This is a genomic window from Methylobacterium sp. FW102-HT35C08, from assembly GCF_058790235.1.
On sequence record NZ_JBYTCL010000002.1, the window covers coordinates 2,693,663 to 2,720,390 of the forward strand.

A 26,728-nucleotide genomic window follows, 5' to 3' on the forward strand; every position below is an offset into this window, starting at 1 on the left:
GACCGGCACACCACACCGCGGCGAAACCCGAGCGCGGATCGAGCGTTGGCGGGTTTCTCCCGCGAACCCCAGATGGCAAGCGGCGCCTGTCCCGCCAAGATGTCGGGACAGGCGATGGATGAGGCACCTCGCGAAACTTTCGCTGCGCCGCGTTGGCTCAGGAGAGCGCTCCCCAGGCTCGGGAGCTTCGTGAGAGGCTCCGAGCACCGACGGGACCAAACGCACGATGATCGACCACGCCCTGTTCGACCCGGCGACGATCGATCCCGAGACGATCCGGATCAATGCCGAGATCGTCGCGGCGCATGCCGCCCTGCCGGATCCCTGGTCGCTGCCGATCGCCGAGGTGCGCGAGCGCCGCCGCGCCGGCACCAAGGCGGCGCCGGCGATGCCGCACAGCGCCCGCGCCGAATGGCTGACCATCGAGGGTCCGGGCGGCCCGCTCCGGCTCCGCGTGGTCCACCCGAAGCCGGGCACGAAGCTGCGCGGCGCCTATCTGCACATCCATCGCGGCGGCTGGGTCTGGGGCTCGGCCGACGAGCAGGATCCGTGGCTGGAGCGGATCGCCGACACCTGCGGCTTCGTCGCCCTGTCGGTGGATTACCGCCTCGCGCCCGAGCACCCCTACCCGGCGGCCCTGCTCGACTGCGAGGCCGCGGCCCTCTGGCTCGCCGGTCCCGGCAAGGCCGAGTTCGGTATCCACGCCCTGACGATAGGCGGTGAATCTGTCGGCGCCCACCTCGCCGTGATGGTGCTGCTGCGCCTGCGCGACAAGCACAACCTCCCGCGGGCCTTCCGCGGCGCCAACCTCAACGCGGGCTTCTTCGACCTGGGCCTGACCCCTTCGGTGAGGAACTGGGGCGAGGAGCGCCTGGTCGTGAACACCCGCGACCTCACCAAATTCGCCGACGGCTACGTCCGCGAGGGGATCGACCGGCGCCGGCCGGACGTGTCGCCGATCTACGCCGACCTGAAGGGCCTGCCACCTGCCCTGTTCACCATCGGCACCGCCGATCCGCTCCTCGACGACACGCTGTACATGTCGGCGCGCTGGGCCGCGGCGGGCAATGGCGGCCACACGGCGATCTATCCCGGCGGCTGCCACGTCTTCGCCCGCTATCCGAGCCCGATGAGCGAGCGGGCCCTGGAGCTGATCGACCGCTTCCTGATGGCGCTCGCCTGAGCGTTCCCTCTGAAACCCTGCCGGAGACGTTCCAGGCCTGGTTCGCGGCGCGCGGCTGGGCGCCCCGGCCGCACCAGCTCGACCTCCTGCGGATCGCCGGGGCCGGCCGCTCGGCACTGCTGGTGGCGCCGACGGGCGCCGGCAAGACGCTCGCGGGCTTCCTGCCGAGCCTCGTCGCCCTCGCTGAGCGCGGGCCGCAGAAGCTGAAGCCGACCGGGCTCCACACCCTCTACGTCTCGCCGCTGAAGGCGCTGGCGGTCGACATCGCCCGCAACCTCGACGCACCCATCGCCGAAATGGCGCTGCCCGTGCGGGTCGAGACACGCACCGGCGACACGCCGGCCCACAAGCGCACCCGCCAGATCAGCCGCCCGCCGGACATCCTGCTGACCACGCCGGAGCAACTGGCGCTGCTGATCGCCCATCGCGAGGCGGAGGCGTTCTTTTCGGGATTGCGCTGCGTGGTGCTCGACGAGCTGCACGCGCTGGTGACGTCCAAGCGCGGTGATCTGCTGTCGCTGGCGCTGGCACGGCTGCATCGGTTGAGCCCGGGGCTCGCGGCGATCGGGCTCTCGGCGACGGTCCGCGAGCCGGACGAGTTGCGGAAGTATTTGGTGCCGCAGGGGCCGCTTCCCCCTCCGCCGTCTTCAGGCGCGCCTTCGAGATCCCACGAAGAGAGGACCGGCGCGGTGGAGAAATCGGGCACGGGTTCCTCTCCCGCACGGGAGAGGGGGCCCGTCGCGCCGCCCATGGCCGATCTCGTCACCGTTGCCGGCGGCGCGAAGGCGGACCTGCGCATGCTCGACCTCGGCCGCGCGCTGCCGATCTCCGGCCACACCGCCTGGCACTCGATGCCGGCGATCTACGCGCTGATCAAGGAGCACCGGACGACGCTGGTCTTCGTGAACACGCGTCTCCAGGCCGAGTACACCTTCCAGGAGCTGTGGCGGCTCAACGAGGACGCGCTGCCGATCGCGATCCACCACGGCTCGCTGGACGCGCAGCAGCGCCGCCGGGTCGAGGCCGCCATGGCGGCGGGCCAGTTGCGGGCGATCGTCTGTACTGCGACCCTCGATCTCGGCATCGACTGGGGCGACGTCGACCTCGTGGTCAATGTCGGCGCGCCGAAGGGTGCGAGCCGGATCATGCAGCGGATCGGCCGGGCCAATCACCGGATGGACGAGCCCTCGAAGGCCTATCTCGTCCCCGGCAACCGCTTCGAGATGTTGGAGTGCCAGGCGGCGCTCGACGCCGTCGAGGAGGCCGCGCAGGACACCCCCGACGCCCGGCAGGGCGCCCTCGACGTGCTCGCCCAGCACGTGCTCGGCATGGCCTGCGCCGACGCCTTCGACCCGGTCGACCTCTACGACGAGATCGTCTCGGCGGCGCCCTATGCCGGGCTGACCTGGGAATCCTTCGAGCAGGTGGTCGATTACGTCGCCACCGGCGGCTACGCGCTGCGCGCCTACGAGCGCTTCGCCAAGATCCTGCGCGGGCCGGACGGGCTGTGGCGCGTGCGCGACGCCCGCACCGCCCAGGCCTACCGGATGAATGTCGGCACCATCGTCGAGGCGGCGCGGGTGCGGGTGCGGCTCGGCCGGACGCTGCGCGGCAAGCCCGGTACCGTCCTGCCGAAGACAGGCCGCGTGCTAGGCGAGATCGAGGACGAGTTCGCCGAGACGCTGACGGTCGGCGACACGTTCCTGTTCGCCGGGGAGACCCTGCGTTTCGAGGGGCTCGCCGAGGACGAGTGCCTCGTGACCCGCGCACCGGCCGGGACCGACCCGGCGATCCCGTCCTACGCGGGCGCGAAGTTCCCGCTCTCGACTTTCCTGGCCGAGCGGGTCCGGGCGCTGATCGCCGACCCGTTCGCGTGGGATCGCCTGCCGAAGCAGATCGGCGAGTACCTGCTGCAGCAGCGCCGCCGCTCGGTCCTGCCGGGCGAGCGCGACCTGCTGGTCGAGACCTTTCCGCGGGGCAAGCGCTATTACCTGACGGCCTTCCCGTTCGAGGGACGTCTCGCGCACCAGACGCTCGGCATGCTGCTCACCCGCCGGCTGGAGCGCGACGGGCTGCGGCCGCTGGGCTTCGCGGCCAACGATTACGGCATCGCGATCTGGACGACCCGCGACGTCTCCGAACGTGCCGCCCTCGACCCGGACTTCATCGGCGACCTGTTCGCGGTCGACATGCTCGGCGACGACCTCGAGGCGTGGCTCGATGAATCGGCCATGATGAAGCGCACCTTCCGGCAATGCGCCGTCATCGCCGGGCTGATCGAGCGCCACCATCCGGGTCAGAAGAAATCCGGCCGACAGGTCACGATCTCGACCGACCTGATCTACGACGTGCTGCGCAAGCACCAGCCCGACCACCTCCTGCTGCGGGCGGCGCGGCAGGATGCGGCAACCGGACTCCTCGACGTGAGGCGCCTCGGCATGATGCTAGAGCGCATCCAGGGGCGAATCATCCACAGGTCTCTCGACCGGGTCTCGCCGCTCTCCGTATCTGTGATGCTCGAGATCGGGCGCGAGCGGGTCTACGGCGAGGGTGCCGACGAGATCCTGGCCGAGGCCGAGGCGGAGCTTCTCCAAGAGGCTCTGTCCTGACCGTCGATCCGCCCTCCCCCGACGATTCCGAGGATGCGATCTTGGCGGCCGGCCTGAGACTCGAGAAGACTCACAAGCACCCCACCCTGCAGTTGGCAGGCGAGACCCTGGTGCTCGATCTCTGCGGCGGCCTTTGGCTGCCGGAGCACCGGACGCTGATCGTGTCCGACCTCCACCTGGAGAAGGGCTCGTCCTACGCGGCCCGCTCAGGTCAGTTCCTGCCGCCCTACGACACCCGCGAGACCCTGGCCTGCCTGCACGAGGCCGTGGTGCGCCACGATCCCGTCCGCGTGGTGGCGCTCGGCGATTCCTTCCACGATGCCCGCGGGCCCGAGCGGATGGAGCCGGGCGACCGCGCCATGGTGGCGGCGCTGCAGGAGGGCCGCGACTGGGTCTGGATCGCCGGAAACCACGATGCGGCGGTCAGAGAGGGCGTCGGCGGCCGCTACGCCGACGCGCTGACGATCGGCGGCCTCGTCCTGCGTCACGAGCCGAGCCCGGAACCCGTGACCGGTGAGATCGCCGGCCATCTGCATCCCTGCGGCAAGGTCGCGATGCGCGGGCGGGCGGTGCGCCGCCGCTGCTTCGTCACTGACGGGTCGCGCCTCGTGATGCCGGCCTTCGGGGCCTATGCCGGCGGCCTGAACGTCCGCGACAAGGCGATCGAAGGGCTGTTCCCGAAGGGTTTTACCGCCCACCTCCTCGGCGACGGGCGGGTCTTCGCGATTGGTCGGGCGCAGCTCGCTCGGGACTGAGCGCGCGCCGCGCTAAACGGCCTCGCCGCGCCCGCAAGGACGGCGCGCTCCGCGAGGGACGCGCCCGGGTCGGCTCACGCCGTCTTCATGAACTGGATGACGCTCTCCGAGAGCCTCGCCGAATGGCCGGCGAGGCTCTCGGCGATGCCCTGGACCGATTGCGCGAGCTGACCGGTGGCGTTGGCGGCCTCGGAGACGCCGCCGATATTACCGGCCATCTCGTGGGTCGAGACCGCCTGCTCCTCCACGGCGCTCGCCATCGACAGCGTGAGCTTCGAGAGCTCGCCCACGGCCGCTGTGATCATCTCGATGGCGCCGACCGCCTCACCCGTGGCGCTCTGGATCGCCGAGACCTGCTGGGTAATCTCGCCGGTGGCCTTGGCGGTCTGCTCGGCCAGCGCCTTCACCTCCGAGGCCACCACCGCGAAGCCCCGGCCCGCCGCTCCGGCGCGGGCGGCCTCGATCGTGGCGTTGAGCGCCAGCAGATTGGTCTGGTCGGCGATCGACTTGATCATGCCGACGACGGCGTCGACCTTGCGGGCGTTGTCGGCGAGCTGCCGCATCGTCGCGTCGGTGGTCTCAGCCTGGACGGCGATCTGTTGCGCGCGCTCCGAGACCCGGCCGACCTGCCCGGAGATCTCCTGAATCGCGCCGTTCATCTGCTCGGAATTGGCGGCCACCGACGACGCCTTGTGCCGCGCGGACTCGGCCGATTGCATCAGCCCCTCGGCGGAACTCTGCATCTCCTGGATCGCGGATCCGACCGCCTCGACGACCCGCTTGACCTCGGTCTCCATGTTCACCTGCGCGGTGACGACGGCCCAGGTCAGCATCGGCCCGAGGTAGCGGCCCTTCTCGTCGTTCACCGCCGTGACCTGCAGGTTGAGCGTCTCCGGCCCGACCTTGATCTTGGTGGTGTGCGGCAGCCGGCTGGCATCGGCCAGCATGGTGCGCTGGTGGTGCGGGTTCTTGTGGAAGACGTCGAACGAACTGCCGAGCATCGCGTCGACCTTGATCGGCAGGTGCTGCTCGATCGTCGACAGGGTCTTGCGCGACGTGGCGTTCAGGTAATCGATCTTGAAATCGTCGGTCATGTCGGCGGTCATGACCGCAACCGGCACATTGTCGATCATCGTCAGGAGGCGGGTAATCTCCTTCTTCTTCGCCGAGATGTCGGAGGCGAACTTGACCACCTTCACCGGCTGGCCCTTCGCGTCGAGGATCGGGTTGTAGGTCGCCTCGAGCCAGATCGTGGTACCGTCCTTATCGATCCGGGGAAATTCCCCGGTCACGTAGTGGCCGGCCTTCAGCCTGTCCCAGAACGCCGCATATTCGGCGGTTGCGGCATAGGCGTCTTCAACGAAGATGCGGTGATGCTTGCCGACGACATCATTGAGCGCGTACTTCATCACCTTAAGGAAGTTTTCGTTCGCATGCAGCACGCGGCCGTCCAGCGCGAACTCGATGATGGCCAAGGACCGGTCGAGCGCCTCGATCTTGGCCTGCGCCTCGCTGTACGTTGCTCGCTTGAACATGGTCACAATTGGTTCCTCCGGACGGCTCTATAGCTTCCGTTCGGTTAACAACGCGCTAATCGATGTCCAAATGCGATATCGCCATCGCTGAATGCTGCGGAAGATACGGTCTGCCGAAATGGTTTTCACGCCTTCATCGCATTAAAAATCGAAATTTGCTATAGAAATATCTGATATTGACTATAATGAACTTGCCAATATCAGAACCAGCCGCGGAGACGGAAGTAAATCACCGGCGCGATCGCGCTGAGCAGGATCAGGCCGAGCGCGTAGGGATAGCCGTAGGCCCATTCCAGCTCCGGCATGTGCTTGAAGTTCATGCCGTACATCGAGGCGATCAGCGTCGGCGGGACACCGACCACCGAGACGACCGTCAGCACCCGGAAGACGTTGTTCTGCTCGATGTTGATCAGGCCCAAAGCCGCGTCGAGGAGGAATTGCACGTTCTCGGCGAGCCGGGTCTCGAACTCGTCCAGGGACTCGATGTCCCTTCGGATCGTATCGAAGCGCCCATCCTCGGGCAGGCCGAGCCCATCGCAGGCGGCCGACACGAACGGGACGATCCGCTCCAGCCCGAGCAGGCTCGCGCGAATCTTGCCCAGCACCTTCCCGCGGTTGCTGATGCCGCGCAGGATCCGGCGCAGGGCGAGGTCGCGGCGGCGGGGCGGCGGGCTCTCCAGCCGGCGGCGGTCTGCGCCGCGGACGTCGAAGTCGAAGATCCGGGTCGAGAGGGAATCGAGTTCCGACGCCATGTCCTCGAGGGCGTCCGCGAGGCTGTCGACCAGCTCCTCCAGGACGACGAGGAAGATCTCGCTCGGGGCCGTGCTGCCGTCGCCGTCCGCGATGCGCTTCGCGGAGGAATCGAAGGCGCGGAGGTCGTGGAAACGGATCGTGACGAGATGGTCCTTGGTCAGCAGGAAGCCCAGCGGCTTCAACTGCGACGCGCTCTGCTCGAAGGTGATCATCGGCGTCGACAGTGAGAGCCCGCCCTTCACCCGCCGCAGGCGGCTCGACGTCTCGACCTCCGAGAGCGCCGCGCGGGACGGGACGCGCAGGCCGGTCGCGGTCTCGACGGCCTTGGCCTCCTCCGGCGTCGGGTCGTTCAGGTCGAGCCACACGGTGTTGTGCGCGATCGGGCTGCCGGGTTGCAGCGCCACCGGGCCTTCAGGTCCGTGCAGGCTCAGCATGAGAGCGCGTTATCCATGTGGGAGACAGAGAGCCGCAAGCGCGTCATCGCACCGTCGCGCGGGGGTGCGACAGCCTTGACTCGGAACCGGAGCGGGCCTATCTCGCGGCCGTCTTTGGCACTCGCCGAGACAGAGTGCTAACAGTCGAGTTCGCAAGCGGTCCCGCCGGCCGCATCAACGCCAACTCTAGACCTGAAGCAAGAGGGCAGCTCATGAAGTTCCGTCCGCTGCACGACCGCGTGGTCGTCCGTCGCATCGAAGGCGAAGAGAAGACCAAGGGCGGCATCATCATCCCGGACACCGCCAAGGAGAAGCCGCAGGAGGGCGAGGTTGTCGCCGTCGGTCCCGGCGCCCGCGACGAGTCCGGCCGCGTCAACGCGCTCGACGTCAAGGCCGGCGACCGCGTCCTGTTCGGCAAGTGGTCCGGCACCGAGGTCAAGATCGACGGTCAGGACCTCCTGATCATGAAGGAATCCGACATCATGGGCGTCGTCGCCGCCTGATCGGACCATCCGTCCCCGCCCTTTGAGGCCGCCTGAGGCCTTGGGGCAGAACCCAACCAGACAAGAGGCAAACCATGGCAGCGAAAGACGTTCGTTTCTCCGCCGACGCCCGCGATAAGATGCTGCGCGGCGTCGACATCCTCGCCGACGCGGTGAAGGTGACGCTGGGCCCGAAGGGCCGCAACGTCGTAATCGAGAAGAGCTTCGGCGCCCCGCGCATCACCAAGGACGGTGTGACGGTCGCCAAGGAGATCGAGCTCGCCGACAAGTTCGAGAACATGGGCGCCCAGATGGTGCGCGAAGTGGCCTCGAAGACCAACGACATCGCGGGTGACGGCACCACCACTGCGACCGTGCTGGCCCAGGCCATCGTCCGCGAGGGCGCCAAGTACGTCGCCGCCGGCATCAACCCGATGGACCTGAAGCGCGGCATCGACCTCGCCACCCAGGCCGCCGTGAAGGACATCATCGCGCGCGCCAAGAAGGTCTCGACCTCCGATGAGGTCGCCCAGGTCGGCACGATCTCCGCCAACGGCGACAAGGAGATCGGCGAGATGATCGCCCACGCCATGCAGAAGGTGGGCAACGAGGGCGTGATCACGGTCGAGGAGGCGAAGACCGCCGAGACCGAGCTCGACGTCGTCGAGGGCATGCAGTTCGACCGTGGCTACCTCTCCCCGTACTTCATCACGAACGCGGAGAAGATGGTCGCCGAGCTTGAGGACCCCTACATCCTCATCCACGAGAAGAAGCTCTCCTCGCTCCAGGCCATGCTGCCGGTGCTTGAGGCCGTGGTCCAGACCGGCAAGCCGCTCCTGATCATCGCCGAGGACATCGAGGGCGAGGCTCTGGCCACGCTGGTGGTCAACAAGCTCCGCGGCGGCCTGAAGGTCGCGGCCGTCAAGGCGCCGGGCTTCGGTGACCGCCGCAAGGCGATGCTCGAGGACATCGCGATCCTGACCAAGGGCCAGATGATCGCCGAGGATCTCGGCATCAAGCTCGAGAACGTGACGCTCCCCATGCTCGGCCGCGCCAAGCGCGTGCGCATCGAGAAGGAGAACACCACGATCATCGACGGCGTCGGCGAGAAGTCCGACATCGAGGGCCGCATCTCGCAGATCAAGGCGCAGATCGAGGAGACCACCTCGGACTACGACCGTGAGAAGCTGCAGGAGCGCCTGGCCAAGCTCGCGGGCGGCGTCGCGGTGATCCGCGTCGGCGGCGCGACCGAGGTCGAGGTCAAGGAGAAGAAGGACCGCGTCGACGACGCCCTCAACGCCACCCGCGCGGCGGTCGAGGAAGGCATCGTTCCGGGCGGCGGCACCGCGCTGCTGCGCGCCAAGAAGGCGGTCGCCGAGCTGAAGTCCGAGATCCCGGACGTCCAGGCCGGCATCAAGATCGTGCTGAAGGCTCTTGAGGCCCCGCTGCGCCAGATCGCCCAGAACGCGGGTGTCGAGGGCTCGATCGTGGTCGGCAAGATCACCGACAACACCTCGTCGGAGACCTTCGGCTTCAACGCCCAGACCGAAGAGTATGTCGACATGATCCAGGCCGGCATCGTCGATCCGGCCAAGGTGGTGCGCACCGCCTTGCAGGATGCGGCTTCCGTGGCCGGCCTGCTGGTGACCACCGAGGCGATGGTCGCTGACGCCCCGAAGAAGGACAGCGGCGCTCCCGCGATGCCGGGCGGCGGCGGCATGGGCGGCATGGACTTCTAAGTCCAAGCCACCCGTCGAGACGAAGGAAGGGGGTCGCCGAAGGGCGGCCCCTTTTCTGTTGGACTCTGCTCCCCCTGCCGCTGCCGCGGCAGGGCTCTGGTCAAGACGACGTTGTGGCCGGCCTGCATGACGTCTGCCGCGGCGGTCCGCGGCATCAGTACGGGAACGTGATTGGCGTGACCCAAGCAGGTGGCGTTCGCGTCCAGCGACGTCCCGCAGAACGTCGACTTCGCGATCAAGCCCACGATCGCCCTGAACGTCCTGGAGGCGAACGGCGTCGAACCGCCGATCACGGTGCGTACGACCGGCCTGACGGCTGGCACGGCGGTCGCCGCGAAGACCCGGGACCTCAATGTCCAGATCGCCTGGCACTGAGGATGGCGCAGCGCCGCGAGGGTCGGATCCCGTGCGTTGACGAGCCGACGCCTGGATTCTCGCGGCGCTGCGGAACCCCGCGCCGCCATTCCGGGGCGCCGAAGGCGAGCCCGGAATCCAGACCCGCTGGCGGTGCCCGACCTTGCCGCGGCGGCGTGTCTGGATCCCGGGTTCCGCTGCGCGGCCCCGGGATGACGGGGCGGGTCGAAGACACGTGTCGACGTGGATCGGTGACCGGATGAACCATCGCGGCGCGCAGCGGAGCGACCCGGAATTCAGAAGGCCAGGAATGCCGTGGGCCTGCAATGACGTCCTGCGCCGCGCGATGGCCGGCACGCGACGCACAAAAAAACGGGACGGCTCGCGCCGTCCCGTTCAAGGACTTACCTATCGGCCAAGAAAGATCGAAGCCAGTCGCTGGATCAGGCCCCGCGGTGCGGGCGGAGGCGCGCTCTGCCCAGGACCGTCCCCGATCTAAGCGTTGGCGGCGAAGGGGTGCTGCGCGGAGTTGCGCTGCTCGGTGACCGTCGAAGCCTTCGGCTCGCCGTTGACGGCGCGCTGGATCGACAGCTTGGTCGCCTCGTAGTTGTACTTCTGGATCTTGGCGTCGTCGGCCGCCTCCCAGTGGATGAACACGCCGACCAGGATGTACAGGTCGTCGGCCTCGTCCGCCGGGATGATGCCCTCGGCCACCGCGTCCTGCACGGCCTTGGCAACGCCGTGCTGGGCCGGGCCGAACATCTGGACGGCCTGACGGGCGTCGTTGATGGTGACCTTGTTGAACATCAGGGTGTTCGGCTTGCACGGCAGGTTCGGCGCGATGACCGCGAGCAGGCTGGTGAAGCCGTGCTTGTTGTTCACGAGGCCGTTGCAGAAGGCCGTCTCGGCCGGCGAACCGCGCGGTCCGATGATGAGGTCGATGTGGGCGACTTCGTTGCCTTCGCCGACGAGCGCTTCGCCGACCTGAACCTTGGTGATCTTCGCCATTCGGTGTCTCTCCCTGGATTCCGAAAAAAGCCGCGCGCCGGGCGGTGCCGCGGCCGGGAAGCCATCCTTGTTATCGGCGCCCGACCATGCCGGCCGAGCCGGATGGGCCGAGCCGGTTGGGCCGGACAGCGCGGCGGACCCTACAGCGGGGCCCTGCGGCTCACAACCCGCGCAAGGCCCTGACATGAAGGAATTTCTAAGTCGTCCGTACGGGAAACACCGGATCGTGCGCGCGGTTCAGGCCAGAGCTGCACCGGCGGCCGCGAGCGCGTCCCAGAACAGCGTCGCCACCGAGAAATCGGCGCTCGTGCCTGGGTTGAGGCCGCGCGCCTTCAGCGAGGCATCAAGGGCGAGCAGCGCGTCGACCGGCCGCTGGGCGAGATCGAGCCCGGCGAGGGCAGCCTCTACCTCCCGGCGGACGCCGTCGGCCGAAGCCGGGCCGTGCTTGCGGGCGATATGGCTGTCGGGCACCGCGCGCAGGTAGGCCAGGTGGATGGCGGTCGTGCACCAAGCGGGATCGAGGCCCTCGGCGCGGGCCGTGTTCAGGGCCGCGACGCCGATCGCCGGCACGTCCGCGAAGCCGGTCACGTAGGCCCGGGCGATGCGGTCCCGGTCGGCGGCCTCCGCCATCGCGTCCATGAGCGAGCCGGGCGCGGCGGCGGAGACGTCGTGCCGGCCGGCACGGCCGAGCCCGCCGGGATTGGCGAGGCGGATCGCCGCGAAGACCGCCTCCGAATCCGCGCGGTCGAGGTTGCCGAGCACCGACGCGACGGTCTGGCCCCACTCGGCGGCGGCGGCCAGCGGGGCGCAGAGGAGGAGAATGCCGAGATTGGTGTTCTGGCCCACCGCCGCCATCGTGGCGGCGACGCCGCCGCGGATCCGGGCGCCGACCTTCGCGCCCTGTTCGGCAAGGGCGCCCGCTGAGACGTCGGCGCTCGTGACGAAATCCGCCACCTCCATGCGGTGGCCGGCCGCGTAGGCGTGGACGTTGCCGGGCTTGAGGGCGTCGAGCTCGGCGAGGCAAGCGGCCCGGTAGAGCGTGCCGATCAGCGCTGCGTCAAGCCCGGTCATGCCACCACGAGCCGGGGGCGGCTGGCGCCGCGGGTCGCGGTGAGGAAGCCGCGCACCACCGCGGCGGCGATGTCGGCCTCGCACACGGTCTGGAGCCCAGACCAGGCCGGCATGGAGTTGACCTCGAGGACCGAGAACCCGCCCTCCCCGTCCTCGACGAGGTCGACGCCGGAATAATCGACCCCGACCGCGGCGGCGGCCGCTTCGGCCAGCTCGGCTGCGGCGCGCGGCATCGCCCAGGGCAGCGGCCGGCCGCCCCGGTGAACGTTGGTGATCCAGCCATCGCCCTCGCGGATCATGCCGGCGATCGCCCGGCCGTCGCAGACGAACACCCGGTAGTCGCGCCACAGACCGTCCCGGCGCGGCACGTAGCGCTGGAGGTAGTAGACCCGCGCCACGGCCTCCTCATCGGGCAGGTCCTCCGGGCGCTCGATCAGGGCGAGCCCCTCCCCTTGCGAGCCGAACAACGGCTTCAGGACCAGCGGCGCGCCCGGACGCGCCTCGGCGGCGACCAAGTCGGCGGCCGCCTCGCGCTTCGAGAACACCCAGGTGGCCGGCGTAGGCAGCCCGGCCCGGTCGATGAGCAGCGAGGTCGCCGCCTTGTCGACCGAGCGCTCGATCGCGGTCGGCGCGTTCCAGACGGTGACTCCCGCCGCAACCAGGGCGTGCAGCACGCCGAGCCGCATCGTCGTCGCCTCGAAGGTGCCGCCCGCGATGGTCCGCATCAGGACGCCGTCCGGCAGGGCGTCGGGGAAGCCCGGCACGCGCAGGGGCTCGTTGCCGCCGGTCACCACGGCCACGTCGGCCAGCGAGAACAGCACCGGCTCGACGCCGCTCGCGCGCAGGGCCGCAAGCAGGCGGTTCCTGTGCCAAGTGCCGTTATCGGCCGCGAGCCCGATGCGCATGGGGGTCCTGATCGTCACGGGAGAGAGCCGCCTTCACGGCAGGGCCCGACGGGCCGGGAGCGAGCCCGAGGCGGGGTCGGTCTCCCGCCCGCGCTCGAGGTCCACGGATGGGAAGCCTTGTCTTGCGCGAGCGAGCCGCTTCTCGGGCGACCAGCCGCGCCGTCCTTCCGGGGCGCCGCTGGCGAGCCCGGAACCGAGAACCGCCGTCGGTGCCGATCCCTGGCACCTCGGTGTGTCTGGATCCCGGGTTCCGCTGCGCGGCCCCGGGATGACGGGGAGGTGCCGGCGCATCGCCCCGGGAAAGCGTCGCCCCTCAGACGAAGGACGCGTCGACCAGCGTCGGCTCCAGGCGGCCGCCGCGATAGGTGGCGCCGGAGCGCACCGACGTGACGATCGCCTCGGCCGGCGAGAACAGGGCGCCGTCGATCTTGTAGAAGTCGCCGTTCACCCGCGCGAAGATCTCGGCGAAGGGCGCGCCGTGATCGCTCGACGTCGTCGAGGGCAGCTGCTCGGCGAGCTGCTTGGCGTCGGCGTCGTCGGCATCCACGAAGAGCTGGACCCGGCCGCCGTAGATGATCGCGTCGTTGGTGCGGCCCATCGCCTTGATGAAGTCCGGGTGCGGCGGCGACAGCGGCGCCGAGCCGATCCCATCCACGATGGCGTGCAGATCGAAGCCGACCGTGTGAGCCTTGTGGAGGGCGACCTCGAGGACGCGGGCCACGACCTGGGTGGAGCCGGCGAGGCTCTGGGTCGGCGCGAAGATGAAGGTCAGATCCTCGGGCTTGAGGCCGGAGGCCTCGGCGACCTTCGCGACGACGCTCTCGGGCGGGCCGCCCGCCGCTTCCAGCACGAGGGCGGTCTTGGTGGCGGAGTCGCGGAAGCCGAGCTCCTGGTACAGGTCCTCGACGGCCGCCACCGCGCGGCCCGGGCCCGAGCCGAGGGCGAAGAAGCCGGAATCACCGGTCTCGTCCGCGAGGCTCCAGCCGGCGTACTGGCTGCCCAGGCAGGCGAGCACCGGGTCGGCCGAGTGGACCGTCACCGAGTACGGCCAGGACGCGATCGGACCGCTCGGCGCGATGGTGACGGTTCCGAGGCCGCCGAGGCAGATCTCGGCGATCCGCCGCCCGGCCTCGATCGAGCCCCGCGCCTGCGCGCCGGCATCGACCATGCGGGCGCCGCCGGCGGCCTGCGACACGGAGAGCCGCAGCGTCGCGGCGTCGGCCACGAGCCGCTCGACCAGGGGGCCTGAGAGCGCGTTGATGCTGGGGTAGGATTGGCTGGCACTCATGACGGGGCTTCCTCGGGGTGTGTTTTCTTCGCCGCGCAGACGGCCCGCAGGTGTGCCGTCCGCGTTTCTAACAGGGCGAGCACCTCCGCCCGGTCCACGCCTTCGGCCAGCACCGTGCAGAGCGGCGCGTCGCGGCGGACCACCGAGCCGGGGCACGGTCGGTCGCGCACGCAGTCCGGCCAGTCGAGGGCCGGCACAGGCGCAAGCTCACGGTCCGCGTAACAGATCTGCGCGGCCGCCGCACCCGCCGGATGCGGTCCGGGATCCGGCATCGTGCCGAGGCAGGCGACGATGTGGGCCGCGAGCAGCGGCGTCCCGCGCCGGTCGAGGATGTCGAGGGTTGCGCCGGGCCTCGGATTGATCTCGGTGAGCCACCAGTCGGTCCCATCGACCAGCAGGTCGGCGCTGGCGAGGCCGCACAGGCCAGTCGCGGCGACGATTCGCTCGATGCCGGCGGCGACGGCCTCAATGACCGAAGCGGGAAGCGCCGGGGCTTCTCCGGCGCCGCGGACGAGCGCCCCGGCATAGCGGAACGGGCGGATCGGCGACGGCGCGCACCACTGCTCGGTGACCGCGAGGATGCGGATCGTGCGCCCGTCGGCGAGGACGTTCAGGGCGTGCGGCCGCCCCGGCACACGCGCCTGGACGTAGTGGCCCGCCGGCACGGGCGACCGGGTGGCCGGCCGGATGTGGCTGCCGCCGGAGCCCCCTGCCCGCTTGAGCAGCCAGGAAGCGGGATCCGGCGGCGGCTCGGTCGCCACGGCCGGATGCGGCACGCCGAGCCGCGCGCACAGGGCCGCGAAGGCCAGGGGATCCTTCAGGGCGGATACAGTCCCGGACGAGGCGCCGATCAGCCGGTGCCGCGCGGCCAGGCGGGCGATCAGGTCGGGCGCGTCCTCGAAGCCGCTGCCCAGGATCAGGCCGACCGGGTTCCCGGCTCGCGCGGCGAGGTCGTCGAGCGCCGCCAGGGTGGCGTCGGGGGCGGGGGCGGTGCCGAACCGGCCCGGCAGCGGCCGGTAGGCCTCGGCCAGCATGCGGGTGTCGGCATCGCCGAACAGGTCGGCGACGTAGGGGTGCAGCCCCGCGCGCCGCGCCGCCTCGGCCAGGGCGCGCCCAGCCTGCGCGGCGATCAGGACCGCATCCGCCATCGGAGGCCGGTGCCGGAGCGGCCTAGCCGGCGATCTCCACGGCGAGTTCGTAGGCGTCGCGGAAGTCGAGGCACAGCGGCGTATCGGAGGCGAGCATCCGGTCGAACAGGCGCCGCTGCGTCTGATACTTCACGTTGCCGACCGCCAGCGCGCCGATTCCGACGCCCTTTCCGGTCGGCAAGGCCACGTCGACCGCATTGACGTCGATTCCCGCGATGCCGGCGGGCGGCACGGCGTTGACGTCCGAGGCGACGAGGAGTTTCGGCGCCGATTCCAGATCCGCCGCGGTGAGGATCGGGATGCCCGCCGGCCCGGCGGAGAGGATGACGTCGGCGTCGCGGATGGCGGCGCGGCGATCGTCCGGCGTCGTGCCGTCGACGGCGCCGACCTCGATGCCGAAGCGCCACTTCATCGTGAAGGCGATCTTCGAGACGCGCTCCTCGCCGTCATGGCCGACCAGAACGGTGGTGGCGCCCTGCAGCGCGCCGATCACCGCGGCCACGTACGCGACGACGCCCGCACCGCCGAAGATCACGATGCGCTTGCCCGTGAGGTCGGTGTTGAACTTCTGCCGCAGGGCACGGGAGACCTGCGCCACCATGGCGGCGCCGGTGGTGAACGAGCCCGCCGGGTCGGCGAAGACGTGGTTCACGAAGGGCGGCACGAAGGCCTTCTTGGCGCGGTCGACCATGTCGAGGGCGTCCTCGGCGTTCTTGCCGCCGATGAAGATGCCCGTTCGCGTCCCGTCGGCCGGCGACCGCGAGAAGATCGAATCCTGGGTCAGCGAGACCACGTCGGCGAGGCTGACCTCGGTGTAGGTCACCACCGTCTCAAAGCCGGCATCCACGGCCATGTTCACGTCGAACGGGCTCATGTGCCGGAGCGGCGTCAGCATGTGGAGGATCGAGCGGGCCATGGAATCCTCGTGCGGCGCGCGACAGAGGCGCCTTCCCTCCGTCCAAACCCGGAGCGGCGCCCCGGGTCAAGCCCGGGGCGTCTGGCCTCGAGGCCCGAACGCGTGAGCAGAACCGCGACTCTATCCGACAGCGCCGTCATTCCGGGACTGCGAAGCAAGGCCCGGAAGCGAGAGCTGCGCGGCGCGCCCAGCAAGGCTGCTTCGTCGGCGTCCTTGGATTCCGGGCTCGCCTGCGGCGCCCCGGAATGACGGCGGTCTCCTGGGGACTATCGGCGAGCTCAGACGGGGCCGGTTACCGAAGCGCCATTGTTGCGGCCGCGGGCGATGACGAACCGGAGGGGGCCGCCCCGGTCGAGGTCGCCCACCAGAGCGCGGGCCTCGGCTTCGGACGCGACCAGCGCGAAGCCGGTCGGCCCCCAGGAGGACTGGCCGTAGCCCGCGATGCCCTGCGCGGCGACGCTGGCCAGCGCCTCCGCGACCGCGGCGCTGGCGTAGCGGCCGCCCTGATGGGGCGCGAAATGGTCGCCGATCAGCGTCTGGATCCGGGTGACGCCGGCGCCGAAGCCCTGCGGCTCCGCCAGGGCGACGGCGGGCAGGACCTGCATCAGCGCGATCCGGCAGATCTCGGCCGCCTGCGCCTCGGGGAAGCGCGGCAGGTCGCGGAACGCCTCGACCTCGCGCGTGCCGTGCACGCCGGCCATGCTCGGATCAAGGATCAGGACGACCCGCCAGGCCTCGGGATAGGGCAGACGCGCGATGACCGGCGGCGGACCGCCATCCGCGCCGCGGCCGCCGTCGACGATCAGGCCGCCCTCCGTGAAGGCGCAGAGGCCGACACCGGAGCGGTTGCCCCGGTCCAAAGTCGCCGCGAAGGCGTCCGCCGCGAAGGGCTCGCCGTTCAGGCGCGCCATCGCGGCCGCCACTGCGAGGGCGAGCTGCGTGCCCGAGCCGAACCCGGAATGGGCCGGGATCACCCGCTCGACATCGATGGCCACATCGCCGCCGCGCCCGAGATGGGCGGCTGCGGCCTCGACGTAGCCACGTACGCGGTCAGCTTCGGGTCCCGTGACGTCGAGTCTGGCCGCCCGGCGGGCAGTCAGGGCCAGGGACGGCGCGTCGATGGCGAGGCCGATGCTGCCGAAGCGGCGGCCAAGACCGCCATGCAGGTCCAGGAACCCGAAATGCAGCCGTGCCGGCGCCTCGACCCGCACGGCGCCGTCCGCCGTCATCTCGTTCCGCTCGGGGACCTCGCCCAACACACTTCCCTCGAATCCCGCAGGCCCGGCGCATGCGCGGCGCGCTTGTCACACGTGGCTCCGGGTCGGGCAACGTGGATACGCGCGGATCGCGCCGCTGCCACGGCAATTCCCGGCCGCGGTCCCGGTTCGTCATCCCCGTCGCCGCGTCGGTCCGGAAAAGTCCGTGACGTGAAAACCATCCTGGCTATGGCCGCTGGCAGCGCTGGTGGCATGCGATCCGGGATCCAGCACACACGGTCGCAAAGCGGCGAACCGGTCCGCGCAATCCACTTCCCGAGGCGCATCGCCGCCAGACCCCCTTGCCGCGGTGCGCGGATGAAGGCAAACCTAGGCCCGCGACGGCGTGCCGAGTTTGCCGCCTGCCCGGATATGCCGGGCGGATGAGCCATTCCGATTCGGTGGGGAACCCTCGGGCTTGAGGGGCACCCGCTTCGTCCGGTCTTACGGCCGTCGCCCGCTCCGAAACCAAGCAAGAACGTTGCGAGAGGGAGCATGGCAGCCTGGGTGAAGGGCGGCGCGACGGACGCGGGCACCGCCATTGAGGCGGCCGCATCCCTGCTCGCCAAAGCGCGCGCGCCGGTGATCGCCGGCCTCAGCGCCGACGTGGCCGCGATCCGCGTGGCCTACGATCTCGCGGGGTGCATCGGTGCCTCCGTCGACACCGCCGGCTCGGCCGGCACCTACGCGGAACTCGGAGCGCTAAGCCGGGTCGGGGCGCTGACCTCGACGCCCGCCGAGGCCGTCGGGCGCGCCGACGTGGTGCTGGTGGTGGGCGCCGCCTCCTGGCAGGCGCCGCTCCTGAAGCGCCTGATCGACGACAAGCCCGGCCGCGGTCGCGCCGCCGGATCGGAGCGCGCCCTGCTGGCCGTCGGCGCCAACGCCACCGCGTTGCTGTCCTGGCCGGCCGAGGGCGGGCTGACCGAGGCCGTCGGCGTCTTGCGTGCCCACGCCCGCGGCCACCTCGCCGGCGATGACCTCCCTGCCCAGATCGCCGCCCGGCTCGCCGCCGCCCAGTACGGCGTCCTCGTGTACGACGCCGCCGAGCTCGGTGAGGCCGGCATCGAGATGCTGCAGGGCCTCGCCATGGAGCTCAGCGAGACCACGCGCTGCTTCACCCTCGCGGTCGGCGGCACCGGTCAGGACCGCGCGGTGGTACCGGTCTCGGCCTGGCTCACCGGGCAGGCGCCGCGCAGCGGCTTCGGGCGCCGCGTGCCCGAGCATGATCCCTGGCGCTTCGACGCCGCTCGCCAGGTCGCCGCCGGCGAGGTCGATGCCGTCCTCTGGATCGGCGCCGTCCCGGTTTCGCGCCCGGACTGGCTGTCGAACGTCCCGGCCGTCGCGCTGGTCGCCGACGGCGAGGCGCAGGCCGCCGAGGTGGTGATCGCCGTCGGCCAGCCCGGCCGCGACCATGGCGGCGTGTTGTGGAACGAGCAGCGCGCCGCGCTGACCTTCTGGCCGGCCTCGGTGCCGTCGGATCTGCCGTCGGCCGCGTCGGTGCTGGGCGCCCTCAAGGAGCGCCTGGTCACGGGCCCGGCCGCGTCGAGGAGTGAACCCGTATGCTGAGCGTGATCCGGGGCGGGCGCGTCGTCGATCCGACCGCGTCCCGCGACTCCGTGGGCGACGTCTGGATCGAGGACGGCCGCGTCATCGATCCGCCGGGCCGCGAGCCCGACGCTGTGATCGACGCCGCGGGCTGCGTGGTCATGGCCGGCGGCGTCGAGGTGCACTCGCACATCGCCGGCGGCAACGTGATCACCTCGCGGCTGCTCCTGCCCGACCTCTACGTCAGCGAGGCGGCGCCCGACGGCCACCCCTTCGCCCACGCGGGCGGGGCGGCGGCCTGGATCGGCTCGACCTACGCGCGGATGGGCTACACCACGGCCGTCGAGCCGGCGATGCCGCCGACCCACGCGCTCGGCACGCAGCTCGAACTCGCCGACATCCCGCTGCTCGACCGCGGCGCGCTCACCGTGATGGGCAACGACGACCAGCTCCTGCAGCTCCTGCGCGAGCGCCAGGGCGGCAACGCCGTGCGCGACCTCGTCGCCCTGTCGGTCGCCCAGTCGCGCGGCCTCGGAGTGAAGTGCATCAACGCGGGCGGCGCCTCGGCTTTCAAGAACGGCGCCCTGCGCCTGTCCCTCGACGACGAGATCCCCTGCTACGGGCTCTCGACCCGGCAGATCATGGGTTCGCTCCTCGACGCGGTCGAGGAGATCGGCGTGCCGCACCCGCTGCACGTCCATTGCAACAACCTCGGCCTGCCCGGCGCCGACGACAGCTTCATGGCGACGCTCGACGCGGCGGAGGGCCGGCGCATCCACTTCGCCCACGCGCAGTTCTACGCCTACGGCGCGGTCGACCCGGCCAATCCCGGCACCGGCGGCTTCCGCTCGGCCGCCGAGCGGATCGCGCAGGCGATCACCGACAACCCGAACGCCACCCTTGATATCGGGCAGGTCGTGTTCGGCCAGACCGTGACCGTGTCCCTCGACATCCTCCGCCAGTTCGCCGGCCGGAAGGGCGCCAAGCCGAAGAAGTGGGTTTTGAACGCGGGCGACGCCGAGGGCGGCGGCGTGGTGCCGTTCCTGTACCGGCCCCGAGGCCCGACCAGCTCGCTGCAATGGGCGATCGGCCTGGAGATCATGCTGCTCTCCACCGACCCGGAGCGGACGATCCTGACCACCGACCACCCGAACGGCGGTCCGTTCACCCAGTACCCGCGCATCATCCACCTGCTGATGGACAAGTCGGAGCGCGACCGCGAGATCGCGACGCTGCCGAGCGTGGTCGGCGAGCGGTCGAGCCTTCCGGGGCTGGAGCGCGAGTACACGCTCTCGGAGATCGCGCAACTGACCCGGTCCGGACCGGCGAAGCTCCTCGGCCTCGCCGACCGCGGCCACCTGCGGGCCGGCGCCCGGGCGGACGTCGCGGTCTACCGCGACGACACCGACCGCACCGCGATGTTCACCGCCGCCAAGCTCGTCCTGAAGGACGGCGTGCCGATCGTCGAGGACGGCGAGGTCGTGGAGTGGCGCGCGGGCCGCACGCTGTCGCTGACCGTGGAGTCCGACAAGGCCATGGCGAAGCGCGCCGACACCTACCTCACGGAACGCTTCGGCGAGGGTCTCGACAGCTTCGCCGTGCCCGACGCGGCCTTCGGCGAGGGGACGGAGAATTTCGAGGCGGTGCCATGCCGGGTGTGATCAGCGGGGCGAGCCGCGGGAAGAACGATGTCTGACCTCACCCTCAACGGCATCCCGGTCGTCGACACCTTCGCGGAGGCGTTCGATGTGGCCGGCACGGCCATCATCGTCACGAACGACACCGCCAAGTGGGCGATGATCGCCGCGACCACGATGACCGGCTTCGCCACCTCGGTCATCGGCTGCGGCGCCGAGGCCGGCATCGACGCCGAGCTGTCGCCCGAGGAGACGCCTGACGGGCGGCCGGGCGTGCGCATCCTTCTGTTCGGCTTCGAGCCGAACGGACTCAAGGACCAACTGATCAAGCGCGTCGGCCAGTGCATCCTGACCTGCCCGGGCACCGCCTGCTACGCGGGCGTCGACGGGCCGACCAAGATCAAGCTCGGCGGCGCGATCCGCTACTTCGGCGACGGCTTCGCGGTGGCCAAGCGCCTGCCCGACGCCACTGGCAAGGCCCGGCGCTACTGGCGCATCCCGGTGATGGATGGCGAATTCCTCTGTGAGGACTCTGTCCGGGCCGTCGACGGCGCGGTCGGCGGCGGAAACCTGCTGTTCCTCGGCCGCACCCACGCCGAGACGCTGAAGGTCGCCGAGATCGCCGTCGAAGCCGCCAAGGCGGTCCCGGGTGCAATCCTGCCGTTCCCGGGCGGCATCGTCCGCTCCGGATCGAAGGTCGGCGGCCGGACCAAGGGCATGATGGCCTCCACCAACGACGCCTACTGCCCGACCCTGAAGGGCCGCGCCGGCTCGGCGCTCCCGGCGGAATGCGGCGTGGTGCTGGAGATCGTGATCGACGCCCTCACCTCGCAGGGCGTGTCAGATTCGATGCGCGCCGGCCTGCACGCCGCCACCGAGATCGGCGGCAAGCACGGCTTGATCGCTGTCACGGCCGGCAATTACGGCGGCAATCTCGGCCGCCACCACTACCATCTGCGCGACCTCATCGCGCGCGACGACGCCAAGCCGGAGGGCTGAGCTGTGAGCACCCTCACCCTGCGCGCGGCCCCGCCCGAGCGGCTGGATTTCCTCGCCATCAACCCGCTGGCGCTCAGCGGCCTCTCGCAGAGCGAGGCCGAACGCCTGGAGGTTGGAACCAGCCGGACGGGCGTACGTCTCGGCGACTGTTTCGCCGTCTCCCTCGACGGCTCCAAAACGCTGACCATCGACGGCGGCCACGAACGTCTGGACCGCGTCGGCGCATCCCTGTCGGACGGCACGATCCGCGTCGTCGGCGATGTCGGGCAGCGCCTCGGCGCCGGTATGGTCGGCGGCAGCCTGACGGTCATCGGGAACGCAGGTCCCTACGCGGCTTCCGGGGCCACCGGTGGCACGATCACCGTCGAGGGTGATGCCGGGGATTACGCGGGCGGCGCGGTCTACGCCGCCAAGGCGGGGCTCGACGGTGCGACGCTGGTCATCCGGGGCAGCGCCGGGGCGCATCTCGGCGATCGGATGCGGCGCGGGACCATCGTGGCCGGCCGTGCGGGCGCCTTCGCGGGTTCGCGCATGATTGCCGGTACTTTGGCGGCGCTCGCGGTCGGCGACCATCCGGGTCTCGGCATGCGCCGCGGGACGCTCGTCCTGGGATCGCACGGGCGGATGGCTGCGACCTTCGTGGAGACAGGGACGCACGACCTCGTGTTCCTGCGCCTGCTGGCCACGGCCCTGCGAGGCGTCAGCGCCGAGCACGCCGACCTCCTTGGAAAGCCGCTGCGCCGCTACTCAGGCGACCTCGCGACCATCGCCAAGGGCGAGATCTGGGTCGCGGCCTGACGCCGCCTGGGCAAGGGGCGTGACGCCGTCCTATGCTCCCCAGCAAGCCGGCCCGTTCGAGGCCGGCAAGCCGGGGACGCGTCCATGCTGTTGCTGCTGTCGATCTGCCTCGTCGCCCAGCCCTCGACCTGCCGCGAAGACCAAATCGAGATGTCGTTCGAGAAGTCGAGCCCCTTCGTGTGCCTGCGCAACTCGCAGAGCGCGCTGGCGACTTGGCAGGCGGCGCATCCCGAATGGCATGTCGAGCGCTGGCGCTGCGCTGCCAAGGGCAGCGTGCCGAAGGATCTGTGACGGCGCCTTGGTTCTCCCGCCAGACGGTGACATGCTCGCCTCTCCTCTGAGTGCGGGACGGAAACCATGCGCTCGCTGAAGGTCCGCTTCGCGCTGCTGCTCGGTGGCACGGCCATCGTGGTGGTGTTGGCCGCGGCTGCGGCTTTGGCGGCGATCGGGGCCGCGGAGCGGTCGGTCGACCGCACCCTCGAGGCGCAGCGTCGTTTGGAGCTGCTGGCCGAATTGTCCGGCCGCCTCACCCAGTTCGGCCTCGCGGCCGTAGAGACCGTGGGCAATCCCGACAACCAGCCGGAGGCGATGGCGATCGCCCGTGACAATGCCGACCGGGCTCTGACCACGGTCGACGAAGCCCTGGCCAGGAGTTTTCCGCCGTCCGATGATCCGGCCGACCGGATGCAGTACGCGGCGCGCACGCGTCCCATGGCGCAGCTGCGGGCCGCCCGCGCGGTTCTCGACCGGCAGGTGGCGCTGATCAGCCGCCAGACCGATCCGGAGCGGCGCCAGGACGCGATCAAGGGGGCGCTGAACGGGTTCGGCGCCATGACCGGCCAGCCGCTCTCGTTCCTGATCGAGGCCGAGCGGCGCAGCATGGCCTTGGGGTCTGAGCAGGCCCGGGCGCTCTCGGAGCGCCTGCGGGTCGCGGCGGCCTCGGCAGTGGCGGCTGCCCTGGTCCTGCTCGCGATCCTCTACCGTGGCGTCACCCGTCCAACGCTCGCGCGCATCGAGGAGGTGCGCCGGGCGGCGAGCGCCATCGGCCGCGGCGCTCTCGACACGCGGCTGTCCGTGGCAACCCGCGACGAGCTCGGCCTGCTGATGACCAACGTCAACCGCATGGCCGCCCGCCTTGCTCGGCGGGAAACGCGCTTGGCGGCGGATCGGGCCGCGCTGGAGGATACCGTGGCGGCGCGCACCGCTGACCTGCGCGCCGCCAACGCCCGCCTGGAGGCCGTCGATCAGTCGCGGCGGCGCTTCTTCGCCGATGTCAGCCACGAGCTGCGCACGCCCCTGACGGTGATCCTCGGCGAGTGCGACCTCGCCCTTCGGAGCGCGTCCCGGGGGGGCGACCCGGGACCGGTCTTCGCGACGATCAAGAAGCGGGCGCAGCGGCTGAAGCTGCGCGTCGAGGATCTGCTGCGGGTTGCCCGGTCGGAATCGGGCGAGATCGCGTTCGACAAGCACCCCCTCGGGCTCGCCCTCGTCCTGTCGGAGGCGGTGGACAACATGGCGTCCGAGGCCGCGCGCCGCCGGGTCGGCCTGACGCTGGATCCCGGCACGCGCGACGTCGAATGCCTCGCCGACCGGGAATGGATCCGCCAGACCGTCGAGAGCCTCGTTGACAACGCGCTGCGCCACGCCGCCGGTTTGTCCCGGGTCGAGGTCGCGCTGGCGGCAGGACCCGGGCCGGTCGGACGGATCACCGTGACGGATGACGGACCCGGCTTCGACGCCTCGGAAGCCGAGCTGTTCGAGCGGTTCCGCCGGGGGAAGAGTGCCGGCCCGGACGAGACCGGTTTCGGCATCGGCCTCGCCCTGGCGCGCTGGATCGTCGAGCAGCACGGTGGCACGATCCGGCTCGGCGCCGGGCCGGACGGGCGCGGAGCCCGCGTCAGCCTGGATCTTCCGGCGCTCGATCCGGCATGGGATGCGCAGGCCGCCGGACACGCCGCCGGCGACGCGCAGGTGAAGGAGTCGGCCGCATGACGCGGATCCTGATCGTCGAGGACGATGTCGACATCCGCGGGCTCCTGGCCCGTGGATTGGAGGCCGAGGGGTTCGAGGTCGGGACCGCGGCCTGCGTGGACGAGGCGCTCAAGGCCGCGCATGATCCCGCGCCCGGCGCCGTGCTTCTCGATATCAACCTGCCGGACGGATCCGGCCACGACGTGTGCCGGTCCCTGCGCGAGGGCGGCTTCCCCGGAGCGATCCTGTTCCTCTCCGCCCGCGACGAGATCCGCGACCGGGCCGAGGGGCTGGCCCTCGGCGCCGACGACTACATCATCAAGCCGTTCGAGTTCGACGAGCTGGTGGCAAGGCTCCGCACGCATCTCATGCGCCGTGAGCAGGCGGAGGCGCCACGCTCGCGCATCACGGCCGGCAAGCTGATGCTCGACCTCGACACGCGGCAGGCGAGCTGCGGCGAGGCCAACGCGCGCCTCACGCCCCGCGAGGCCGACCTCCTCGCCATGCTGATGGAGAGCATCGGCAAGCCGGTTTCCCGGGCCGACATCTTCGAACGGCTCTGGGCCAGCCAGGGCGGCCTCTCCCTGAACGTGGTCGATGTCTATATCGGCTATCTACGCTCGAAGATGGCCGATTTTGTTCGTTTCGGCGGTCCGAGTCTGGTCACCGTGCGCGGCAAAGGATTCATGCTTGAGTTGCGCGGACCCGACTTCCGTCAGTGAGCCACTGTACTTAAGTCGCAGGGGCGCGCATTTCTCGATGGTTTCCGGAGGGTTAGGAAGTCTCTCACGAAAAATTTGGGAGGATCCGGCAAGTTAGTGCTTGAAGCGCGCAGCTGAATCGTCGATACCTCTCTCGCGCCGGAAATGAGAGCGCCATCAGTGTCTTAGGGTCCTCTTAGGAACCGCGTGACGCTCGGTGTAGATGTCGCGAAGGAGAAACACCATGAAGTGGGCTGCCCCGATCGTGTCCGAGATCTGCGTCGGCATGGAAGTGACGAGCTACGAGTCGGCCGAGATCGACACCTTCAACTGAGTTTAACGGGCCGGGGATCTCGGGAGCCGCACCATGCGCGTCGTGATCCTCGGTTCCGCGGCCGGCGGCGGCCTTCCCCAGTGGAATTGCCGCTGCCCCATCTGCACGCTGGCGCGGTCCGAGCCAGGCCGGGTGCGGCCCCGGACCCAGTCGAGCATCGCGGTCTCCGCGGACGGGTCGGATTGGCTGCTGATCAACGCCTCACCGGACATCCGGCAACAGCTCTTCGACAATCCCCAGATGCACCCGCGCGAGGGCCTGCGCCACTCTCCGATCCGCGCCGTGCTCCTGACGAACGGGGACGTCGACCACGTGGCGGGGCTGCTCACGCTCCGAGAAGGTCAGCCCTACACACTTTACGCCACGCGCGGCATTCTCGACTCTGTCAACGCCAACCGGGTTTTCGACGTGATGGCGGACGGCGTGGTCGCCCGACAGCCGATCGGCATGGATCAGCGCTTCGAGCCTCTTCCCGGCCTGTCCGTCACCCTCTTCCCGGTTCCCGGCAAGGTGCCGCTCTGGCTGGAGGACGAGACGATGGAGATCGGCGCCGAGACCGAGACGACGGTCGGCGCGCTGATCGAAGCCGGCGGCCGGCGCCTCGCCTACATCCCGGGTTGCGCCCGCGTCACCGACGGATTGCGGGAGCGGATCGCCGGCGTCGACGCGCTGCTCTTCGACGGGACCGTTCTGCACGACGACGACATGATCCGCGCCGGGGTCGGCACGAAGACCGGCTGGCGCATGGGGCACGTTCCCATGCGCGGCGACGGCGGCTCGATCGACGCCCTCGCGGGCGTGGAGATCGGACGCCGCATCTTCGTCCACATCAACAACACCAACCCGGTGTTGGTCGAAGGCTCGGCCGAGCGGGTGGATGTGGAGAAGGCCGGGTGGACGGTAGCCCATGACGGGCTGAGCCTGTCGCTTTAGGCCGCGACGACTTTGGAGTGCGTGTGATCTGGCAGTTCTCACCTACATCCTGAGTTGCCCGCGTCAGCGATGTTTGAAGGAGACGGGATCACCGAGCCCTTCTTCGAGATCTCCGCCGCACTTCGGCACCTCAGGATATGCGTGCGGAGCGGCCCCGCCTTTGAGGAACGAGCCCAGATCGTGATGGAGCGGTTTGCGGAGCTCCGAGACGGTCATGCGGGTGTACCCTGTGCTGCAGGCTCTGGCGGCTCGAACGGGGTTACCTGGACGGGGCCGGAGGTTGGGTCCGTAGCCGGGCGGCACTATATCGTGTCCAAGTTCAGATATTCGCCCCGCTGCCGAGGGCGGAACGACCGCACAGGAAACGCGACCCG

The 26,728-nt window shown here is 70.3% G+C and carries 24 protein-coding genes; 15 read left to right on the forward strand and 9 right to left on the reverse strand.

The features are described from left to right. Positions 1-226: 226 nt before the first annotated feature. The 3 genes from AC3WSN_RS12825 to pdeM are packed head-to-tail and all read left to right on the forward strand — an operon-like array spanning position 227 to position 4,547. Entirely contained in the window at positions 227-1,183 is a 957-nt protein-coding gene (locus AC3WSN_RS12825; protein ID WP_192709052.1) for an alpha/beta hydrolase, read from the forward strand. Further along, on the forward strand, positions 1,180-3,792 hold the full coding sequence (locus tag AC3WSN_RS12830) for a ligase-associated DNA damage response DEXH box helicase (protein WP_492543104.1): 2,613 nt from the start codon (positions 1,180-1,182) through the stop codon (positions 3,790-3,792). Before AC3WSN_RS12825 ends, AC3WSN_RS12830 begins: the two co-directional genes overlap by 4 nt. Positions 3,793-3,833: 41 nt before the next feature. Beyond that, positions 3,834-4,547, forward strand: coding sequence for a ligase-associated DNA damage response endonuclease PdeM (gene pdeM, locus AC3WSN_RS12835; protein ID WP_492538410.1), 714 nt, complete (start codon positions 3,834-3,836; stop codon positions 4,545-4,547). 74 nt (positions 4,548-4,621) lie between these two features. On the opposite strand, the gene AC3WSN_RS12840 is transcribed toward pdeM, so the two are convergent. Further along, positions 4,622-6,082, reverse strand: coding sequence for a methyl-accepting chemotaxis protein (locus tag AC3WSN_RS12840; protein ID WP_492543105.1), 1,461 nt, complete (start codon positions 6,080-6,082; stop codon positions 4,622-4,624). Positions 6,083-6,282: 200 nt separating this feature from the next. Further along, a complete protein-coding gene (locus AC3WSN_RS12845) occupies positions 6,283-7,269 on the reverse strand; it encodes a CorA family divalent cation transporter (protein ID WP_492538412.1) in 987 nt (328 codons plus the stop codon). 212 nt (positions 7,270-7,481) lie between these two features. Between AC3WSN_RS12845 and groES the strand changes: the two genes are divergently transcribed. The 3 genes from groES (at position 7,482) to AC3WSN_RS12860 (ending at position 9,865) form a co-directional block, all read left to right on the forward strand. Then, positions 7,482-7,772 (forward strand): co-chaperone GroES, encoded by a 291-nt coding sequence (gene groES, locus AC3WSN_RS12850; protein WP_091779337.1) that lies wholly within the window; start codon positions 7,482-7,484, stop codon positions 7,770-7,772. A gap of 74 nt (positions 7,773-7,846) precedes the next feature. After that, on the forward strand, positions 7,847-9,490 hold the full coding sequence (gene groL, locus AC3WSN_RS12855) for a chaperonin GroEL (RefSeq protein ID WP_373622637.1): 1,644 nt from the start codon (positions 7,847-7,849) through the stop codon (positions 9,488-9,490). A gap of 189 nt (positions 9,491-9,679) precedes the next feature. Further along, a complete protein-coding gene (locus tag AC3WSN_RS12860) occupies positions 9,680-9,865 on the forward strand; it encodes a hypothetical protein (RefSeq protein ID WP_192710792.1) in 186 nt (61 codons plus the stop codon). A gap of 474 nt (positions 9,866-10,339) precedes the next feature. Here the strand turns inward: AC3WSN_RS12860 and fae are convergent, their stop codons facing one another. From fae to AC3WSN_RS12895, 7 genes are all read right to left on the reverse strand, one after another. Further along, complete coding sequence (fae, locus tag AC3WSN_RS12865) at positions 10,340-10,852, reverse strand: 5,6,7,8-tetrahydromethanopterin hydro-lyase (RefSeq protein ID WP_043353182.1); 513 nt, start codon at positions 10,850-10,852, stop codon at positions 10,340-10,342. A 237-nt stretch (positions 10,853-11,089) separates the two neighbouring features. After that, complete coding sequence (locus AC3WSN_RS12870; RefSeq protein WP_492538415.1) at positions 11,090-11,923, reverse strand: triphosphoribosyl-dephospho-CoA synthase; 834 nt, start codon at positions 11,921-11,923, stop codon at positions 11,090-11,092. Then, positions 11,920-12,828, reverse strand: a complete 909-nt coding sequence (locus tag AC3WSN_RS12875; RefSeq protein WP_492538417.1) for an ATP-grasp domain-containing protein — start codon at positions 12,826-12,828, stop codon at positions 11,920-11,922. Before AC3WSN_RS12875 ends, AC3WSN_RS12870 begins: the two co-directional genes overlap by 4 nt. Before the next feature lie 313 nt (positions 12,829-13,141). Then, positions 13,142-14,116 carry a methenyltetrahydromethanopterin cyclohydrolase gene (gene mch / locus AC3WSN_RS12880; RefSeq protein ID WP_492538419.1) on the reverse strand — a complete coding sequence of 325 codons (975 nt, stop codon included), beginning with the start codon at positions 14,114-14,116 and terminating at the stop codon, positions 13,142-13,144. Then, on the reverse strand, positions 14,113-15,264 hold the full coding sequence (locus tag AC3WSN_RS12885; RefSeq protein WP_492538421.1) for an ATP-grasp domain-containing protein: 1,152 nt from the start codon (positions 15,262-15,264) through the stop codon (positions 14,113-14,115). The genes mch and AC3WSN_RS12885 overlap by 4 nt, the downstream gene beginning before the upstream one ends. Before the next feature lie 22 nt (positions 15,265-15,286). Next, positions 15,287-16,180, reverse strand: coding sequence for an NAD(P)-dependent methylenetetrahydromethanopterin dehydrogenase (locus AC3WSN_RS12890; protein ID WP_192710797.1), 894 nt, complete (start codon positions 16,178-16,180; stop codon positions 15,287-15,289). Between the two features lie 278 nt (positions 16,181-16,458). Continuing rightward, positions 16,459-17,436 (reverse strand): beta-ribofuranosylaminobenzene 5'-phosphate synthase family protein, encoded by a 978-nt coding sequence (locus AC3WSN_RS12895; RefSeq protein WP_492538423.1) that lies wholly within the window; start codon positions 17,434-17,436, stop codon positions 16,459-16,461. A gap of 495 nt (positions 17,437-17,931) precedes the next feature. Here AC3WSN_RS12895 and AC3WSN_RS12900 point away from each other — a divergent pair, with 495 nt between their 5' ends. The 9 genes from AC3WSN_RS12900 to pqqB all read left to right on the forward strand — a co-directional run bounded on the left by AC3WSN_RS12900 (position 17,932) and on the right by pqqB (position 26,354). Beyond that, a complete protein-coding gene (locus tag AC3WSN_RS12900) occupies positions 17,932-19,002 on the forward strand; it encodes a formyltransferase (RefSeq protein ID WP_492538425.1) in 1,071 nt (356 codons plus the stop codon). Beyond that, positions 18,996-20,642: a formylmethanofuran dehydrogenase subunit A gene (locus AC3WSN_RS12905; RefSeq protein WP_492538427.1), complete on the forward strand. Its 1,647-nt coding sequence runs from the start codon at positions 18,996-18,998 to the stop codon at positions 20,640-20,642. Before AC3WSN_RS12900 ends, AC3WSN_RS12905 begins: the two co-directional genes overlap by 7 nt. Positions 20,643-20,669: 27 nt before the next feature. Beyond that, positions 20,670-21,617 carry a formylmethanofuran--tetrahydromethanopterin N-formyltransferase gene (gene fhcD, locus AC3WSN_RS12910; RefSeq protein ID WP_492538429.1) on the forward strand — a complete coding sequence of 316 codons (948 nt, stop codon included), beginning with the start codon at positions 20,670-20,672 and terminating at the stop codon, positions 21,615-21,617. Positions 21,618-21,620: 3 nt separating this feature from the next. Then, the gene (locus AC3WSN_RS12915; RefSeq protein WP_492538430.1) at positions 21,621-22,415 is read left to right on the forward strand and encodes a formylmethanofuran dehydrogenase subunit C; all 795 of its coding nucleotides are present in this window, start codon (positions 21,621-21,623) and stop codon (positions 22,413-22,415) included. Positions 22,416-22,499: 84 nt separating this feature from the next. Next, positions 22,500-22,706 carry a hypothetical protein gene (locus AC3WSN_RS12920; RefSeq protein WP_192710803.1) on the forward strand — a complete coding sequence of 69 codons (207 nt, stop codon included), beginning with the start codon at positions 22,500-22,502 and terminating at the stop codon, positions 22,704-22,706. A 66-nt stretch (positions 22,707-22,772) separates the two neighbouring features. Further along, positions 22,773-24,407 (forward strand): sensor histidine kinase, encoded by a 1,635-nt coding sequence (locus tag AC3WSN_RS12925; protein ID WP_492538433.1) that lies wholly within the window; start codon positions 22,773-22,775, stop codon positions 24,405-24,407. Continuing rightward, entirely contained in the window at positions 24,404-25,108 is a 705-nt protein-coding gene (locus tag AC3WSN_RS12930) for a response regulator transcription factor (protein ID WP_492538434.1), read from the forward strand. Before AC3WSN_RS12925 ends, AC3WSN_RS12930 begins: the two co-directional genes overlap by 4 nt. A 223-nt stretch (positions 25,109-25,331) precedes the next feature. Then, entirely contained in the window at positions 25,332-25,421 is a 90-nt protein-coding gene (gene pqqA / locus AC3WSN_RS12935) for a pyrroloquinoline quinone precursor peptide PqqA (RefSeq protein WP_012317526.1), read from the forward strand. Positions 25,422-25,454: 33 nt separating this feature from the next. Continuing rightward, positions 25,455-26,354 carry a pyrroloquinoline quinone biosynthesis protein PqqB gene (pqqB, locus tag AC3WSN_RS12940; RefSeq protein WP_492538439.1) on the forward strand — a complete coding sequence of 300 codons (900 nt, stop codon included), beginning with the start codon at positions 25,455-25,457 and terminating at the stop codon, positions 26,352-26,354. Positions 26,355-26,728 lie beyond the last annotated feature (374 nt).